General features: G+C 56.9%; 17 protein-coding genes and 1 pseudogene. 3 read left to right on the top strand and 15 right to left on the bottom strand.

All coding sequences use genetic code 11. The annotated features are described in order from the left end of the window. Window positions 1–5: 5 nt before the first annotated feature. From CRO18_RS03725 to CRO18_RS03690, 8 genes are all read right to left on the bottom strand, one after another. A complete protein-coding gene (locus CRO18_RS03725) occupies window positions 6–1,307 on the bottom strand; it encodes a hypothetical protein (RefSeq protein WP_097081131.1) in 1,302 nt (433 codons plus the stop codon). Between the two features lie 75 nt (window positions 1,308–1,382). Further along, window positions 1,383–2,183, bottom strand: coding sequence for a sulfotransferase family 2 domain-containing protein (locus CRO18_RS03720; protein WP_097081130.1), 801 nt, complete (start codon window positions 2,181–2,183; stop codon window positions 1,383–1,385). Between the two features lie 12 nt (window positions 2,184–2,195). Next, window positions 2,196–3,485, bottom strand: coding sequence for an oligosaccharide flippase family protein (locus CRO18_RS03715; RefSeq protein WP_097081129.1), 1,290 nt, complete (start codon window positions 3,483–3,485; stop codon window positions 2,196–2,198). Window positions 3,486–3,509: 24 nt separating this feature from the next. Further along, complete coding sequence (rfbA, locus tag CRO18_RS03710; protein ID WP_097081128.1) at window positions 3,510–4,397, bottom strand: glucose-1-phosphate thymidylyltransferase RfbA; 888 nt, start codon at window positions 4,395–4,397, stop codon at window positions 3,510–3,512. Further along, complete coding sequence (gene rfbD, locus CRO18_RS03705) at window positions 4,394–5,245, bottom strand: dTDP-4-dehydrorhamnose reductase (protein WP_097081127.1); 852 nt, start codon at window positions 5,243–5,245, stop codon at window positions 4,394–4,396. Before rfbD ends, rfbA begins: the two co-directional genes overlap by 4 nt. Continuing rightward, window positions 5,242–6,291 carry a dTDP-glucose 4,6-dehydratase gene (gene rfbB / locus CRO18_RS03700; protein ID WP_097081126.1) on the bottom strand — a complete coding sequence of 350 codons (1,050 nt, stop codon included), beginning with the start codon at window positions 6,289–6,291 and terminating at the stop codon, window positions 5,242–5,244. Before rfbB ends, rfbD begins: the two co-directional genes overlap by 4 nt. Then, window positions 6,288–6,851 (bottom strand): dTDP-4-dehydrorhamnose 3,5-epimerase, encoded by a 564-nt coding sequence (gene rfbC, locus CRO18_RS03695; RefSeq protein ID WP_170952581.1) that lies wholly within the window; start codon window positions 6,849–6,851, stop codon window positions 6,288–6,290. Before rfbC ends, rfbB begins: the two co-directional genes overlap by 4 nt. Window positions 6,852–7,019: 168 nt before the next feature. Then, window positions 7,020–8,123, bottom strand: coding sequence for a DUF1972 domain-containing protein (locus tag CRO18_RS03690; protein ID WP_097081124.1), 1,104 nt, complete (start codon window positions 8,121–8,123; stop codon window positions 7,020–7,022). Window positions 8,124–8,500: 377 nt separating this feature from the next. Here CRO18_RS03690 and CRO18_RS19065 point away from each other — a divergent pair. From CRO18_RS19065 to CRO18_RS03675, 3 genes and pseudogenes are all read left to right on the top strand, one after another. Beyond that, window positions 8,501–8,699 (top strand): annotated as a pseudogene (locus tag CRO18_RS19065) (hypothetical protein); the annotation flags it as partial. A gap of 243 nt (window positions 8,700–8,942) precedes the next feature. Next, window positions 8,943–11,045: a YjbH domain-containing protein gene (locus CRO18_RS03680; RefSeq protein WP_097081122.1), complete on the top strand. Its 2,103-nt coding sequence runs from the start codon at window positions 8,943–8,945 to the stop codon at window positions 11,043–11,045. A gap of 11 nt (window positions 11,046–11,056) precedes the next feature. Then, window positions 11,057–11,719, top strand: coding sequence for a YjbF family lipoprotein (locus CRO18_RS03675; RefSeq protein ID WP_170952553.1), 663 nt, complete (start codon window positions 11,057–11,059; stop codon window positions 11,717–11,719). Window positions 11,720–11,942: 223 nt separating this feature from the next. On the opposite strand, the gene CRO18_RS03670 is transcribed toward CRO18_RS03675, so the two are convergent. From CRO18_RS03670 to CRO18_RS18760, 7 genes are all read right to left on the bottom strand, one after another. Further along, window positions 11,943–12,257, bottom strand: a complete 315-nt coding sequence (locus tag CRO18_RS03670; RefSeq protein WP_143128594.1) for a hypothetical protein — start codon at window positions 12,255–12,257, stop codon at window positions 11,943–11,945. Further along, window positions 12,254–12,529: a hypothetical protein gene (locus CRO18_RS03665; protein WP_097081119.1), complete on the bottom strand. Its 276-nt coding sequence runs from the start codon at window positions 12,527–12,529 to the stop codon at window positions 12,254–12,256. Before CRO18_RS03665 ends, CRO18_RS03670 begins: the two co-directional genes overlap by 4 nt. Beyond that, on the bottom strand, window positions 12,526–13,677 hold the full coding sequence (locus CRO18_RS03660; RefSeq protein ID WP_097081118.1) for a hypothetical protein: 1,152 nt from the start codon (window positions 13,675–13,677) through the stop codon (window positions 12,526–12,528). The genes CRO18_RS03665 and CRO18_RS03660 overlap by 4 nt, the downstream gene beginning before the upstream one ends. Further along, the gene (locus tag CRO18_RS03655; RefSeq protein ID WP_097081117.1) at window positions 13,674–13,985 is read right to left on the bottom strand and encodes a hypothetical protein; all 312 of its coding nucleotides are present in this window, start codon (window positions 13,983–13,985) and stop codon (window positions 13,674–13,676) included. The genes CRO18_RS03660 and CRO18_RS03655 overlap by 4 nt, the downstream gene beginning before the upstream one ends. Continuing rightward, window positions 13,985–14,251 (bottom strand): hypothetical protein, encoded by a 267-nt coding sequence (locus CRO18_RS03650; protein ID WP_097081116.1) that lies wholly within the window; start codon window positions 14,249–14,251, stop codon window positions 13,985–13,987. Before CRO18_RS03650 ends, CRO18_RS03655 begins: the two co-directional genes overlap by 1 nt. Window positions 14,252–14,263: 12 nt before the next feature. Next, window positions 14,264–14,467, bottom strand: a complete 204-nt coding sequence (locus CRO18_RS03645) for a hypothetical protein (RefSeq protein WP_097081115.1) — start codon at window positions 14,465–14,467, stop codon at window positions 14,264–14,266. Window positions 14,468–14,480: 13 nt separating this feature from the next. After that, the coding region (locus CRO18_RS18760; protein WP_097081114.1) for a peptidoglycan-binding protein at window positions 14,481–15,062 on the bottom strand (582 nt) is incomplete at its 5' end.

The following is a 15,062-nucleotide window of genomic DNA, read 5'->3' as shown; positions in this document are numbered from 1 at the left end:
AGGTTTCATATCGGCTTTTCATTTGTGAGTTTAGCTCTGGCAATGTAGGCGAACAGAAATGTCAGATAATACGGTTTGCCGCCAACCGAATAGTGGAACGCATACACAAAAATGGAGGCGAGGATCAGATAGACCGTGATTTCAGACCAGATCCGCGTTTCGCGCCGCAGCATCTGTTGGCGGAAGCCGTCGGACAAAATACGCAGGGGGCGAAAGATTAGGCCAAAATATATGACTGAGAAGATCCCGTAAGTATTGAGGACAGAAACATACAAAGTATCGCGATATGTGGGGGAGTTGTTAGAGATCGCGCCTGTGCCATAGCCCTGCGGTCGGAATTCGGTCAACACTGAAAAATATTGAATGATCCGCCCCCGAGTTGACGCGTCCCACATCCCGGGAGATGCCGCGACGATCATTAAAAACAGACCGGCAAACAGCCCAGGTATCCACGCAAGCTTAATCATATTTTTCAGATCGAAAATTCGAGCCAGAGCATACAGTGCAGTAGCAAATATGAACAAAATGAGCCCAGAGCGTGTTTGTGACATGAAAATTGCACAGATGTTCGCCATCAGGACGCAGAGCAAAAGCAGTACCTGTAAATTATTTTTGCTGCGCACCAAGCCGATAAAAGCCACGATGGCCATGAGTGCACTCAAAAAACTGTATTCAACGGAAGAAATGAGAACGCCGGTTGCGCGCAATGAGCCGTCTCTCAGAAACTGGTATTGGATCAACCGCTCGGCTGTATTCAGCGCGAGTTTGCGTTCTGCGACGAAATCATAGAACCATAATTCTTTATAATTGGTACCAATCCGCCATTCTATCCATATTGCATAGAAAATGGAAAACGCGGAGGCACACAGAATGACTGTGAACACAAAGGTATAATTTTTCGTGGCAGAACTCTTTGGCATGAAAAATATACAAGGCAGTAAAAACGGAAAGATGTAGCGTCGCGTTGTACCGTAGATTTCGGAAAGCCCGTCACCATTCAGAAAGGCGACGCCAATCCCGATAATTGCGATTATGGAAATCCATATGAAATCTTTCCCAATACGTTGTTCGATTTGATGCCGCAGAAACAGCAGCCGAGTGAAGCCAATAACCAAGAAAATTTCTTGCCAAGCCTGCATAAGCAGCGCGTATGGGCTGTTCACCTCGTAAAAAAACTGAAGCAATAAAAAATCGTTAAAAATGATAAAAAAGGCATAGAATGCTACGAACAGCGGATATGCCCAATATGCTGCTGCGGCTGCATATATGTAAAAACCTACAACGATCAGAAAGGCAAACAATTCCACTATAGCACTCTTGTGTGTATCATCGTTAACGTTGCGGCTAGCTGCATGTTCAGTAACTTGGATCCTTTGGTGATCTTAGTCGTTTTCGAGCGATCTCATGATGAGAAGATCCTCTGCGTAATACTCCTCCACGAAAGCCCTGACATCGTCGAGCTTAGCCAGATCGACCCCTCCCGACTTTCGTTCCTTGAAGACCAGTTGTTTGGTCATAGCTTTGAACGATGCGGGCAACAAGGGAACGAGCCGTTTTTGGAGGGGACTCAGATAGCGGAACAACACCCTCAGCGTGTCATTTTTGAACACTTGGCTTTTGTTGTTTTTGATGGTGTCGTTTTGCGGAACACGGAGAGTCTGACCGATCTTCTGTTCTAATACCGTTTGCAACAGATCGATCTGTTGTGTCGTGTAGATTGCATCCAAGACTTTTTCGCCGTTCAGAAAGATGAAATCGCTCTGCCTCTGGAAATGGATATATTCCGGGGGGAGTAAAACGTTCTGGCCGCCGTTTTCCCGCAGAAACTCCATCACTTTGCACGCTTCGTGTTCCAGCTCATCCTGCGTCATCAGCCGAGCCGGGGTCGGGCAGTTGCGATCGATGCGTTGAAACAGGGCGGAGGTAAAGCGGCTGTAGGGATCTCGCACGATGGTGAACGACTGATATGCGGTGACTTTGGCGAACAGGTCCGGAAAATGCTCTCTGAGGGTAAATAATGGGATATGCACATAATCCAAGTGGCCGAGCACAGGATGCGTGTCGATGCGACTGGTATGTGCCCCCTTTAAGTCATCATAGTCCAAGAGCATGTTGCGTACCGTGGTGCCAGCACATTTCGGAATGTGAATGAAGGCAAATTGATACATGTCACTGATGATCATATTACTTTTCCCCTAAAAGACCGTCGGCCGAATGCGGAGTTTCTGATAAAGCTTCCAGCCCAGAACAGCGTTCCACGCGATGAGCCCGATTGCCACACTCAGGGCGGCCCCTATGACCCCAAAGGAGGGAATGAGACCCAGAGCGGAGAGAAAGAGGAGGACTAGGGCTAAAATTTGGCCTTTGAGGGTTTCTTTTTCATATCCGGACATAGTGAGATACATGCCGGTCTGGCCAAAAAACACGTTGATCAGCTGTGCGCCGACCAGAATGATGAGTGGCAGGAACGCAAGGTCGGAGAATTCGGGACCAAAGATCAGATTGATCAGCTCTTTCCCCCACAGGATCATCGGCAGACCGATACAAAGGGCGGTAAGGAATGCAAGCCGGGCGGACAGGACGAAAATGCGGCGCATCTCGTCGATGTTGTTCTCTTTGGACAGAACTGCGACCTGAGGGGCCAGCAACATATTGCCGATGATAAGCGGAAAACTGACCAGCTGCGCCGCGCTTTGCGCAGCACGCAAGCCACCCACCTCAGAGGGTTCTCCCATCCACCCAAGCATGATGATGCCGAGTTCATTGTTGAACGAACTGGTCAACGTCAGAAGGGCAAAGGGCAAAAAGGCATATGCCCATACCCGATCGTTATATTCAGCCGGTGCATCCCAGACCTCTTTGGGAAACTTCCGTAAAAAAAAGGCCGCGCTCAACACAATCGCAGACAGAGCTCCGAGAGCTTGCGCGATCAGCGCCTGTAATGCTGTCAGATGCGCCACGAGCCCGATCGCGAAAGCGATCAGAAGCCCGGCGGCGGGTTTGAGAAACAGATTTGAAAACTGCGCGACAACGGGGCTTTTCAGGGCCTGAAGCAGGCCGGTCAGTGTCGCCAGCGCCCCAAGCATCGGCGCGAGAAGTACAACGCCCAGCACGAGGCTGAAAGGCACGTCATGACCGATGGCGCGCAGAACAAAAAAAATGCCGAGAGCCAGCAGGGCCAGCAGGGCTGTGCCGGACATCCAGATTAGACGCATACGCCGCAGCAACCCGTGCAACATCCCTAGATGTCCGAACTGCAGGCTTTGGGCGGTCTCCCGCAGCAAAAACTGATTATAGCCGGCACCCAGAAGGATGGCGGCAACCGTTGCCAGTGAAACGGCCAAAGAGTAAGTCCCGAACCCAGAAGGGCCAAGCGTGCGCGCGAGATAAACGGCAGTCAACAAGCTGATCGGCAGCGCACCGAACTTCACCAGGGCCAATCCAAAAGAAGCCCCCAAGCCATTTCGTCTTTGTTTATGTGTCATGCTGTTACGTCTTCAACTAACCGGTCAGCTTGCCTCTGCACCGCGCATCAGGCCCTTGAGGTACTTTCCATATTCCGTCTTTCTGAAAGTCTCGGCATGCTGGCGCAGCCGATCGTCGTCGATCCAGCCCCTCTGATACGCGATTTCTTCTGGGCAACCCGATTGCATCCCCTGACGCAGGGACAGGGTGCGCACGAAATTGCCCGCATCCAACAAAGAGCCATGCGTGCCGGTATCGAGCCAAGCATAACCGCGCCCCATGCGTTCGACGGACAGGGTCCCGTCATTGAGATAGCTCTCCAAAAGCGTGACGATCTCAAGCTCACCACGCGGCGAGGGTTTCACCTCTTTCGCACGTCGTGGCGCATCGCCATCGAGAAAATAAAGCCCCGTCACGGCGTAATTCGATGGCGGGACCTCGGGTTTCTCGATGATCTGCTCCACCGTGCCATCGGCATCGAATTTCACCACTCCGTAACGTTCGGGGTCGGCGACGTGATAGCCGAACACGGTGCCGCCATACTGCTTGGAATCGGCTGCGGCAAGCATCTCTGGCAGGCCATGGCCGAAGAAGATGTTGTCCCCCAGCACCATCGCGGATGGCGCCCCGTCAAGAAAATCCTCGGCCAGTATGTAGGCCTGGGCGAGGCCATCGGGCGATGGCTGCGTGATATAGGTCAGCGACAGCCCCCATTGCGACCCGTCGCGAAGCAAGTGCTTGAACTGGCTCTGATCCTCAGGGGTGGTGATTATGGCGATCTCTTGGATCCCGGACAGCATCAGCACGGACAGCGGGTAATAGATCATTGGCTTGTCATAGATCGGCATGAGTTGCTTGGACACCGCCATGGTCAGCGGATAGAGCCGCGTGCCCGAGCCGCCTGCGAGAATGATGCCTTTGCGTGCGGTCATGTCGAGATCTCCAATTCGTTCAGCACTTCTGCCAACTCGGTCCGCCAGTCCGGGCGTTCGATGCCGAACACCGCTTTCGTCGTGTCGCAGTTCATTCGGCTGTTGGCGGGGCGTGCGGCCGGGGTCGGATAGGCGGAACTCGGGATGTCCTCGACAGCCATCGACTTGCCCGCCTGCGCAAAGATCTCGCGAGCAAACCCAGCCCAGCTGACATCCGGCTTGCCGGAGAAGTGATAGGTCCCGGCCTTGGCCGGATCGGCCTTCAGCTGTTCAGCTATCTCGATGCATGCCGTGGCGATAGCGCTGGCCGGGGTCGGTCCGCCAATCTGATCGGCCACGACCGTCAGCTTGTCGCGAGCCTCGGCCAGCCGCAGCATAGTCTTCACGAAGTTGCCCCCATGAGCCGAGAACACCCAGGATGTGCGTAGGATCGCAAAGGCCCCGCCCGCCGCGCGCACGCCGTTCTCACCGTCAAGTTTGGTCGCGCCATATACACCTAAAGGACCCGTGGGATGATCCGGGGCAAAGGGCCTATCGCCCGCCCCGTCGAACACGTAATCGGTCGAGATGTGCACGAATGGAATGACCAGCTCCGCACAAGCTTGGGCCATCTCCGTTGGCGCATGCGCATTGATCTGTGTAGCCGTGTCGCGCTCATCTTCAGCCTTGTCGACCGCCGTGTAAGCGGCAGCGTTGATCACCGCCTCCGGGATCAGATCGCGGATTTTCCGACCACAAACCAACGGATCGGTCAAATCGGCTTCGTCTCGTCCGAGAAATGTCGCCTCCGGCAGAAGCTTTTTCAGCTCCCTCGCGACTTGGCCCGTTTTGCCGAAGACAAGGATCATGCCTTCACTCCCAGTCGTTTCCCGACCCCGTGCCTGTCCTGCAAGGCCCGCCACCATGCTTCGTTGTCGAGATACCAGTCTACGGTTGTCGCCAGTCCTTCCTCGACGGTTACAGAGGGCCGCCAGCCGAGTTCATCGCGGATGCGACCGGGGTCGATGGCATAGCGCGCATCGTGACCTGGGCGGTCCATTACAAAGGTGATCTGGTCGGTATAGCTGCCGCTGGCTTTCGGTCTTTTCCGGTCGAGAATGGCACAGAGCGTCTGGACCAGTTCCAGATTGGTGCGCTCGTTCTCGCCGCCTATATTGTAGCTGCGCCCGATCTCGCCCTTTTCCACTACAAGCATGAGCGCGTCGGCGTGATCCTCGACATAGAGCCAATCGCGGATATTCGACCCATCGCCATAGATCGGTAGGGGCTTGCCCGCCAGAGCGTTGAGAATAATGACCGGGATCAGCTTTTCAGGAAAATGGAAGGGCCCGTAATTGTTCGAGCAGTTAGTCAGGACCACCGGCAACCCATAGGTTTCGTGCCAGGCCCGCACCAGATGGTCAGAGCTGGCCTTCGAAGCCGAATAGGGTGATCGCGGATCATAGGGCGTATCTTCGGTGAACCGCACAGATAGGTCGTTCGGCAGCGACCCGAACACTTCGTCGGTCGAGATATGATGGAACCGGAACCCGTCCGGCCGTCCCGCCTCGATCCAGTATTTCCGCGCCGCTTCCAGCATGTTGAACGTGCCGGTTATGTTGGTCTCGATGAAATCGCCCGGCCCGTCGATAGAGCGGTCGACATGGCTTTCTGCGGCCAGGTGCATCACCGCTTCGGGCCGGTGCTTAGCGAAGACGGCATCCAGAGCCAGACGATCCCGAATATCGGCCCTCTCGAACGCGTAAAGCGGGCTGTCGGCCACGGAGGCCACGTTGTCGAGACAGGCTGCATAGGTCAGCGCATCGAGATTGACCACCTCATGCCCCCGAGACACCGCAAGCCGCACCACGGCAGAGCCAATGAACCCCGCCCCGCCGGTCACAAGAAGTTTCATTGTTCGTCCTTCGTGAAAGGTGTCTCGAAAGCAGCGAAAAGCTGAGCCTTTTCGTCTTTCTCCGAGATCACCGATGTTACCCCCTCAAGCGGCCAGTCGATGCCGCAACTGTCCCATTTCACCGCTCCGTCGCATTCCGGTGTGTAGTAATCGGTGCATTTGTAGACGATCTCGCTGTCCGGCTCGAGGGTCATAAACCCGTGCAGGAAACCCGCCGGAATCCATAGCTGCTTGCCGTTCTCGAAAGACAGCTCCTCGCCCACCCATTGACCATAGGTGTCCGATCCCTTGCGGGCATCCACGGCTACGTCGAAAATCCGGCCCCGGCCACAGCGGACAAGCTTTCCCTGAGCATGGGGTGGACTTTGGAAGTGCAGGCCCCGCACGGTGCCGACCTCACGCGATAGCGAATGATTGTCCTGCACGAATTCCGGCAAATCGAGCCCGGCCTCGGTCAGTTTCTTCTTGTTCCAGCTTTCGGAAAAAAAACCGCGATGATCGCCGAACCGCGGCGGAGCAATGAGGTAAACGCCCGAAAGCGCGGTCTTTGTTATCATGATGTTTTAGCCTTGCGATACGACGGGGCGATCGATGTGCAGAATGCGAAATTATGATTATGAACACAACGCATGATGTGGATCGAGAAGCGGCTTTGCGGTTTCAGGGGATGGATAGAAAGCTAGTGCAACAACCATGCTTCAATTCGGATGAGACAACAGGCGTTCGGCTCAAGCTTTGTGCATTTGCTCCATGAGAACCTCTTCATAGGTACCCAGGATATGCTCCCAGGTGAAATGGGCCTGATGCCTCGCGCGCGCGGCCCTTTGCGCGGCTTGAACGGCATCGGAATCTTGGCACATACGGATCATGTGCTGTGCGGCATCAAGTGCCGTCGAGAAAAAGAACTGCTCCGGTCCTGCGGTCCAGCGGTTGAACTTGTTGTCATGGGCCAAAACAGCGTTTCCGGCCCCGAGCGCCTCCACAAGGGATGGATTGGTTCCCCCGACCTGATGGCCGTGCAAATAGGCGCGGGCATGATAACGTAGCGCCTGTACAATCTCTGGGTCGTAGATCGCACCTGGGAACACTACCGCAGGGCCGGCGGCGGCCTTGACGGCGTTATGATAAGCGTTTTCCTGTTTGAACTTCCCCAGCACCATCATCTTGAAGCCGTCGGGCAGGGATTTTGCGCCCTGTACCAACTCCAGAATAGAGTTTTCAGGTTCGATACGTGCAATCGAAACAAAGTAACGATTGGGCTCAAGATCGTGTGCCTTCAGGCACTCTGTCGGAGCACTGGTGATTTCATCGCTGCCATAAGGGATCATTACAGGGTTCTTGATGCACCTTGACCGCACATGCCTGGCAATTTCAGGATGATCTGCAATTGGCAGATGGGCAATATTAGCGCCAATAAGCTCGTTCAGGTAAAACCAGACTTTCGGTACGATCCCCCATTTGGACCGTTTCCATTCGATACCGTCCATATTCATCAGAATTCGGCGACCTTTAAAGCGCTCGAACACGCAAAAGATGGCTGTGTTATATCCAAGAACGAGGTCGATCCCCGGCTCTTTCAATACGTGTTTGATACATTTTAAGTCAAACGCCATCGTCCCGACCGGGCCGCTTCGCTTTGCCTGAAAATGGGTTCTTTTCACGCCCTCCCACATATCTTGCTCGCCATCTGAGAAGACCCCGTCGTCATCCTGACAATACACATTCACCGACCAACCCTTCTTTACAAGATAACGGGACAAGTGATCGGCAAAAGTCTCGAAGCCACCATGAGCGGCAGGGACGCCACGAGTGCCAATAATATTGAGATGCAAGGTTGCGATTCCTGTGAGATTTTATTGAAGTATCTTTATAAGATTGCGACGACGAGGCACGTCGTAGACTTCTTTGAGCTTTCAATCAATGCCAAACATGACCAGATCGAAGCCATGGCCGACCGAATCCTGGCAGGGCGAGATGCCGATCCCGCACCGGGGTCGTGCCGTCGATACGGTGGGTGCGGGGCCCTGTCGTTCTGCGCGTGTCATAGGGGGTTGCTGCGGAACTCAAACTGCGAAGGCTTCATATCACGAATCGATACGGTTAGACCGCAGGCATGAGCATGCCAAAGCCCGTCAAGTATCGCGCCACCAACTAGTCAGCCTACAATACTGCGCTGCGCAATCGCGGATCCTTGCTGATCTGGCTGGGCAAGAGATGGCTTGGCACGCACAACATCAAGGCCATCCCGGGCGCCCGCAACCGCATCGAGGCAAAGATGCGCAACCCAAAGGCCTTCGGCGAACATCCCGCCGCAAAGACCCCGACCACCACCCAAAATCCAGATCGGAATTGCCCTCATCAACCGCTTCAATGCACTCGGGACGGCCGAGAACGTTCGCGCGGCCTGACAGAAGTGGGAAGATGTGAGACGACGCCTCACGTCCGAGTTCTGCAACAACGCCGACTGAACACTTAAAAAGTTGAAAGTTCACCATTGTGTCGCTTTATGTGACACAATGGCATCCCTTTGCGAGATTTCGTATAATTTGCTCGCTTCTCGCTTGCATGCGTCCCTGCAGCATGAAAGCAATTGACCAACCAAAGCGCTCAGCGTGTCTTGCCCTTAACTTCACAGAAACATCGACATCCTAATGCAACGGAAGTATTTCAAACATACACTTCAGTCTGGCGCTATTTTGTGTTTTTGGGCTCCTGCCCTTATCGCACAGGCTGATGGCTTGGCGAGCTATGGATCCCCCGGCCTACTTGATATGCCAAGCGCAACGGCCACAGCAGATGGAACGCTTAACTGGACCACATCATTGATGGATGGTCACACACGTAACAGCCTTCACTTCCAGATTACTCCGCGACTATCAGGGGTATTTCGATATTCGATTTTGCGCAAGTTTGATGGTTATAATACAGACCTCTACGACCGCAGTTTTGACCTCCACTATTTGCTTCGTGACGAGCGTCAGCATTTTCCGGCAATTGCCTTCGGTTTGCGTGATTTCGGCGGCACAGAAGTATTTGCCTCTGAATATCTGGTTGCATCGAAGCACTTTATGGGTAACCGCCTAACCGTTACTGGCGGCATCGGTTGGGGCCGGCTTGCGAGTTTTGGCGAGTTTCGAAATCCACTGTCGGTTTTGGGAGCTGGCTTCAAAAATCGCCCAGTTTATGGCTGGGACATCAACGATACCGGCCGTGTGTCGTTTGATCGCTTCTTCCGCGGCGATGCTGCGTTCTTTGGGGGGATCGAGTATCAAGCAAATGATCAAACGCGACTGGTTCTGGAGTATTCCTCGGACGCTTATATGCAAGAAGTCGCCACTATGGGCTTCAAGCATCGCACCCCGATCAACGTCGGCCTCAATTATCGCTACAATGATCATCTAACGTTGAACGCTGCTGTGATTGGCGGCGCGCAGGCTGAACTCGGCTTCACCTACATGCTTGACCCGCGCGCGCCACGGGCGCCGGGGGGAACGGAGCGCCCCGCACCTGTGTTGATGCCGCAAGCAGAAATTGCTGCTCTCGGCTGGTCGCTTGAAAATTTGAATGCAAGCAATACCCGGCTTGAGGCCGCATTGCGTCGCCAGAAGCTTGATCTGCAAAGCTATGCCCAAAGCGGCAGTACCGCGCAGATCGTGATGCAGAACCCGAGTTATCGAGCCGAGGCAGAGGCGTTGGGGCGCGCCGCGCGCGAGATGGCGAATACGCTACCGGCCGAGATCGACACATTTGAGATCACCCTTGCTAAGGGCGGTATGCCGACCTCGCGCACGGTGATCCGCCGCGCCGATCTGCACGAGATGGAGCACGCCTGGGACGGCAGTTGGCAGAGCTTCGTGCGTGCAGATATTTCGGATGCACCGGACAGGCTCCCCCCCGCGCCCGGGGTCTATCCGCAACTTGGTTGGGATATTTTGCCTTACTTCCGATCGTCGCTTTTTGACCCCGACGATCCGGTGCGTATGGATGTCGGGCTGGCGGCGAGCGCGTCTTACAAAATCGCGCCGGGCTTCTCGCTCAATGCCGTGGTTCGGCAAAAAGTCATTGGCACCCTTGATCAATCCACCCGGCTTTCGAATTCTATTCTGCCGCATGTGCGCTCGGATGCCCCGCTTTACGATAAGCTTCAGGGCCCCGAGATCACGCTGCTGACCGCCGATTACCTGTTCCGTCCGGGGAACAACCTTTATGGGCGTGTATCGGCTGGCATTTTTGAGCAAATGTACGGCGGGGTCTCGAGCGAAGTTCTGTGGTACCCTCAAGGCAGCAGCCTCGCACTGGGAGCCGAACTGAACTATGTGGCACAGCGCGAACCCGGATCGCGCATGGGCTTCACGGATTACCGCATCGCCACCGGCCATGCCTCGGCCTACTATGATTTCGGCAACAGCTACCGGGGCCAACTTGATGTGGGGCGCTATCTTGCGGGCGATTGGGGCGGCACACTGACCCTTTCTAGGGAATTCGACAACGGCTTCAGAATTGGTGCCTTCATGACGCTGACCGATGTCCCCTTCGACGACTTCGGCGAAGGCTCCTTCGACAAGGGGATCAGCTTCACCATTCCGCTCGATTGGATCACTGGCGAGCCGACCCGGACGGGCTTCTCCCAAACGATCCGTCCGATTTTGCGGGATGGCGGCGCCCGGGTGGGCATTGCACATCGGCTTTATGAAGAGGTCCGCAGCAGCAATGCGAGCGATCTCGAACACGGTTGGGGCAAGTTCTGGAGATGAGACAGATCCTTATGCTCAAAGCGCTTCTCCCCGCCGTGGCGATTATCGCCAGTCTGACGGCCTGCTCGTCTGATCCTCAGACCCAACAAGTGCTAAAAGGCGCGATCCCGTTTCAAAAAAGGGCGCCTGCCACTGCGAACCCGCTTTTCTTGGCTGCCTACGAGGCCGATGCGCCCGGCGTTGCGGCGGTCACCGAACAAAACACGAGCGCGATCGCTGTTTTGCTGCGGCAGGCCCGCTCCGATGTGAGCGGCGTTGACACGATGATTGCCGCTGACGGATCGCAATTGATGCTCAAGAGCGGTGTTTTGGTCGGAACCCGGGGCTTCGGGAACGATCTTATGGCGGCCGAGGTCTCTGAAAGCACCATCTTAATCCAGTCTCTTGGCTCTGGCGTTGCAACGCGGCTGATGACCTTCATCAATGGCAACGACAACACCGAGACGCGCGCTTTCAAATGCGACATCTATCCCGGAGGGACGGATAGCGTGTTCGTTGGCGACACTCCGGTGTCGACGCGCATGGTGACCGAGCATTGCCGCGGCGGATTGGCCGAGTTCTTTAACTACTACTGGGTTGTTCCGCAGAGCCGCGAAATCGTTCAGTCAACCCAATGGGCAAGCCCGCTGACGGGCAAGTTGTCCTTGCGTAAGGTCCCCAGCGTCCGCAATTAAAAAAAGATCAAGCCATGCAAGAGATACTGCTATTAACTATTAGGATCAGCGAGCATCCATAGCCTCATTTTGCTGTAGGGCGACCAACTTCGCATTCGCACAGAGCCGCCCGGACTTCTCGGCCGCCGCCGCTCGCGCAAAATCGCCCTCGTCCTTTGGTCGCACACCGGTCCAACCCGCACAAGGCGCGAGATCCAACCCCGCCAGTGGCGGCGGCACGGGGTCAGGGCCACAGGCGGCCAGCAGCAGTGCGCAGGTAATCGCTAAGCGGCGCATCGCCCCCCTCCATGCTTTCAAGCTGATGATCAAGCGCGGCGGCTTCCTCTCGCAGCCGCGTCTGTTCTTCATCCGACCGGCGCCGGATCTCGGCCGCCTCGGCATAGGCGGTGACCATGCCCTGCGCCGCCGCCAGATCGGCCCGCGTGGCGGCGAGGTCAGCGCGCAGGCGGGTGTAATGCCCCCAAGCCAGCGCGCCGCCGAGTGCTGCGGCCATGGCGAGCCAAAGCCACCAGAGCCGCAGCATCGCGCGTAGGGTCATGTCGCCAGCACCGCAAAGGGCGTCACCGGATAGACCCGCCACGGGTCCAGCTCCGGCGGACAGGTTCCCATCGGGCAGACGCAGTTGACGTGATAGCCGGGCACCGCCGCACTGATCGGCGCGCCTTCAGCATCCATTTCGCCCGTGGCCTCGCTCACCGGCATCGGGCACGGGTTGAGGATTTCCAGCCCCGGATAGCGCGGGGTTTCCCCGTCGGTTTCATAGAGAGCGGCCATCGCTTCGGCTTCATCGGTAAAGGTCAGGTAGATCATGCCGTCACCTCGATCAGCTGGGCCTCGGTCAGGAGGTATGGGTAGATCATGATGCTTTCGAGCAAGAGGCGGGCGGGCTTACTGCCCCCGCCGAATGACTGCGCGAGGCGTAGGGCGTTGGGCGTGATGAACTCTGCATCCGTATCGAGTGACCCAGCCACGCCGTTGATCGCAGCTTGGCGGTAATTTAGGCCGAGTGCGGAGGCGACCGCGAAACTATCCCCGAGCAGATAAGCCGCTTCGGTAGCCCCTTGGCTTATCCCGCCTGAATACATTGATGCGTAGATTTTAGCCTCGGGTGCTGCATAGATGACCGCCTGCCGGCTTGCATCGGTGCCGCCATCAAGCTGCACAACTCGATCATACAACCCATTCGCCGCGTCAAACTGCCCCTTCACGACAACCGTATAGCCATCTCCGAGATAGAACCCGCTGAGATCAATCGCCGCGATGTTATCTGCGGCGCGGGTGACGGCGACAGTTGTGGTGGGGATGTAGCTTGTTGCGCCGGCCCCAATTTCGAGTTGCGGCCTACGAACCAGTATTCCTGTTCCGGAAGCGCCCTCAGACCCAATCAACACGCGCCTGCTCGTATTACCTGTACTACCGGGAGTAGATCGCAGAACGTACCGTCTGTATCCGTCTACATCTGGTGGTGAAACGCTCACAACAACAGCGGAACCGTTCGGTGTTCCGATAGAGGTAGCGGTTACGGCCCCGCTAGCGAGAGAGAGACTGAAACGCCCCCCGGACGCCCCGATAGTGCTGACGAGTTCAACCATCGCCGTCCCGGCGTCGATGTCTTTAATGTCGATGCTTAGGGTAGCCACCTCGTCGCCAGCTAGAGCAGGGGTCTGGGTGACAAATCTTAGGGTTGCATCGGTACAACCAATGCGCCACGCGCCGTCCTGCGATGCAACAGTGGCGTTTGCCTGTCGCACCCACACCGCATTATCAAATGCCTCTGAATGCAAAAGAAAGTTCGTCGCGCTATTCTCCAACAACAGCGCCTTCTTCCCTGTCGAGAAGTCAAAGCGCGGCACATCGACCGCGGCGGTTTTGATCGTGCCATCCGCGCCCACGTAGGTTGCCGTGCTGGCGCGGGAGAGCGTGATCAGATCGGCAAAAGATTTCGTTTGCAGGCTCATGCCGCATACCTTTCGTTTGTGAAGTCCAAGATCAGCGCAGGGGTGGCTGGCAGGACCGGCGGCTCTTTCCACCAATCCACATCTGCCAGATACGTCTCGCGCGCGAAGTCGAGCACGAGACAGGGCGGATCATCGCCAGAGGTGTAGGAGGGATACCACCAGGTCTCATCCGCGACGTAGACTTCGTTTCTGAAGTCGAGCCCGAGGCAGGGCTGCAGATCGCCGACGCGGTAGCTTGGCCGCGCCGCCACCAAGCCACCGCCGATGCTGACGAGCCCAAGCCCGCCAAGTCCCATCAGCCCCATCATCACTGCCACCCCGTCAGGCCCTCGGCCGTGGTGCCGGTGAACCAGATGCGGCGCGCCCAGATCGAATGCTGCCCGATCGGCAAGGCGCCGGTGGTGCAGATCGCGCCGGTGCGGGCATGGGTGTAGCGCACCGTGCCGCCATTCACGCCGATGGTGACGGCGCGCACCGGCACCGCCAGATCTTCGGTGTCACTCGGCACAATCGGCGCCGCCCCCAGTGAGGGGCCATTGATGCCGGGGTCATGGAATGCAAACGGATCAGACATGATCGGCCCCCCTTATTTCTTGCCCCAGAGCGCCATCACGCCCCCGGAGGCGACGAGCGCGCCGACAAAGACGCCCGCCAGCGTCTCGATATTGATCGAGAGAATGCCGGTGGCCGCGTCATAGCTGAGCCCCCAGCCCGCCCAAGCTGCGGGCATCGCGGCGAGGAGCGACGAGAGCGCGTAAAACACCACGCGCGCCCAAACGATATTTTCCATGATCAGCCTCCTTTCAGGCTTCGTTGTGCGAGAGCGGCCCGCCAGACGCGGAGAGCTCAATAGGTTTTCCGGTGACGGGGAGAGCGTCTGGCCAGCGCGCCGTGAGCAGACGCGCCTTGGAGATCCGCGTGACGCTCACCGCGTTCGATTGATTGCCGCCAAGCACGTGATAGGCGCCGGCCTCCTCGCCCCAGTAAAAGCCGACATGCCCCTGCCAACCCGCGCGCGACCCACGCCAAAAGGTCAGCACAGAGCCAAAGACCGGCGCACAGGCCTTGCCAAAGCCGCCCCAAGCGCGCGCACCAAGCGGATTGTCGGGCAGCACCTCACCGGGCAGCGCCGAGCGAATGCAGGTCGCCACAAACGCCCCGCACCAGGGGATCTCGCGTGGGTCGATCCAGTTGACCGCCTTATCAAACCACGCCTTGAGCCGTGCCGTGTCGCGGGCCTCATGAATGCCGAGCATCCGGGAGGCCTCGGCCATCCAGGGAATATCGGCCCGCGCACGTTGCTGCGCGCCGCCCATCAGCGCGGCCTCGGTGAGCGGGCCAAAATAGGGCCGCGGGGTAAGCCCGACACTGCGCTTGAACGCGGT

The organism is Rhodobacter sp. JA431, assembly GCF_900217725.1.
Lineage (GTDB): Bacteria > Pseudomonadota > Alphaproteobacteria > Rhodobacterales > Rhodobacteraceae > Rhodobacter > Rhodobacter aestuarii.
The sequence above is the reverse complement of the archived record's forward strand: the minus strand, read 5'-3'. Positions and strand labels throughout refer to the sequence as shown.

Bases quoted from the DNA above. Each gene is read 5' to 3' on its own strand.
- CRO18_RS03720 (WP_097081130.1), bottom strand. From the start codon at position 2,183: ATGATCATCAGTGACATGTATCAATTTGCCTTCATTCACATTCCGAAA.
- CRO18_RS03660 (WP_097081118.1), bottom strand. From the start codon at position 13,677: ATGAGCCTGCAAACGAAATCTTTTGCCGATCTGATCACGCTCTCCCGC.
- CRO18_RS03650 (WP_097081116.1), bottom strand. From the start codon at position 14,251: ATGTCTGATCCGTTTGCATTCCATGACCCCGGCATCAATGGCCCCTCA.
- rfbD (WP_097081127.1), bottom strand. From the start codon at position 5,245: ATGATCCTTGTCTTCGGCAAAACGGGCCAAGTCGCGAGGGAGCTGAAA.
- CRO18_RS03715 (WP_097081129.1), bottom strand. From the start codon at position 3,485: ATGACACATAAACAAAGACGAAATGGCTTGGGGGCTTCTTTTGGATTG.
- CRO18_RS03645 (WP_097081115.1), bottom strand. From the start codon at position 14,467: ATGGAAAATATCGTTTGGGCGCGCGTGGTGTTTTACGCGCTCTCGTCG.
- CRO18_RS03655 (WP_097081117.1), bottom strand. From the start codon at position 13,985: ATGATGGGGCTGATGGGACTTGGCGGGCTTGGGCTCGTCAGCATCGGC.
- CRO18_RS03680 (WP_097081122.1), top strand. From the start codon at position 8,943: ATGCAACGGAAGTATTTCAAACATACACTTCAGTCTGGCGCTATTTTG.
- CRO18_RS03665 (WP_097081119.1), bottom strand. From the start codon at position 12,529: ATGATCTACCTGACCTTTACCGATGAAGCCGAAGCGATGGCCGCTCTC.
- rfbB (WP_097081126.1), bottom strand. From the start codon at position 6,291: ATGAAACTTCTTGTGACCGGCGGGGCGGGGTTCATTGGCTCTGCCGTG.
- rfbA (WP_097081128.1), bottom strand. From the start codon at position 4,397: ATGACCGCACGCAAAGGCATCATTCTCGCAGGCGGCTCGGGCACGCGG.
- CRO18_RS03670 (WP_143128594.1), bottom strand. From the start codon at position 12,257: ATGACCCTACGCGCGATGCTGCGGCTCTGGTGGCTTTGGCTCGCCATG.
- CRO18_RS03675 (WP_170952553.1), top strand. From the start codon at position 11,057: ATGCTCAAAGCGCTTCTCCCCGCCGTGGCGATTATCGCCAGTCTGACG.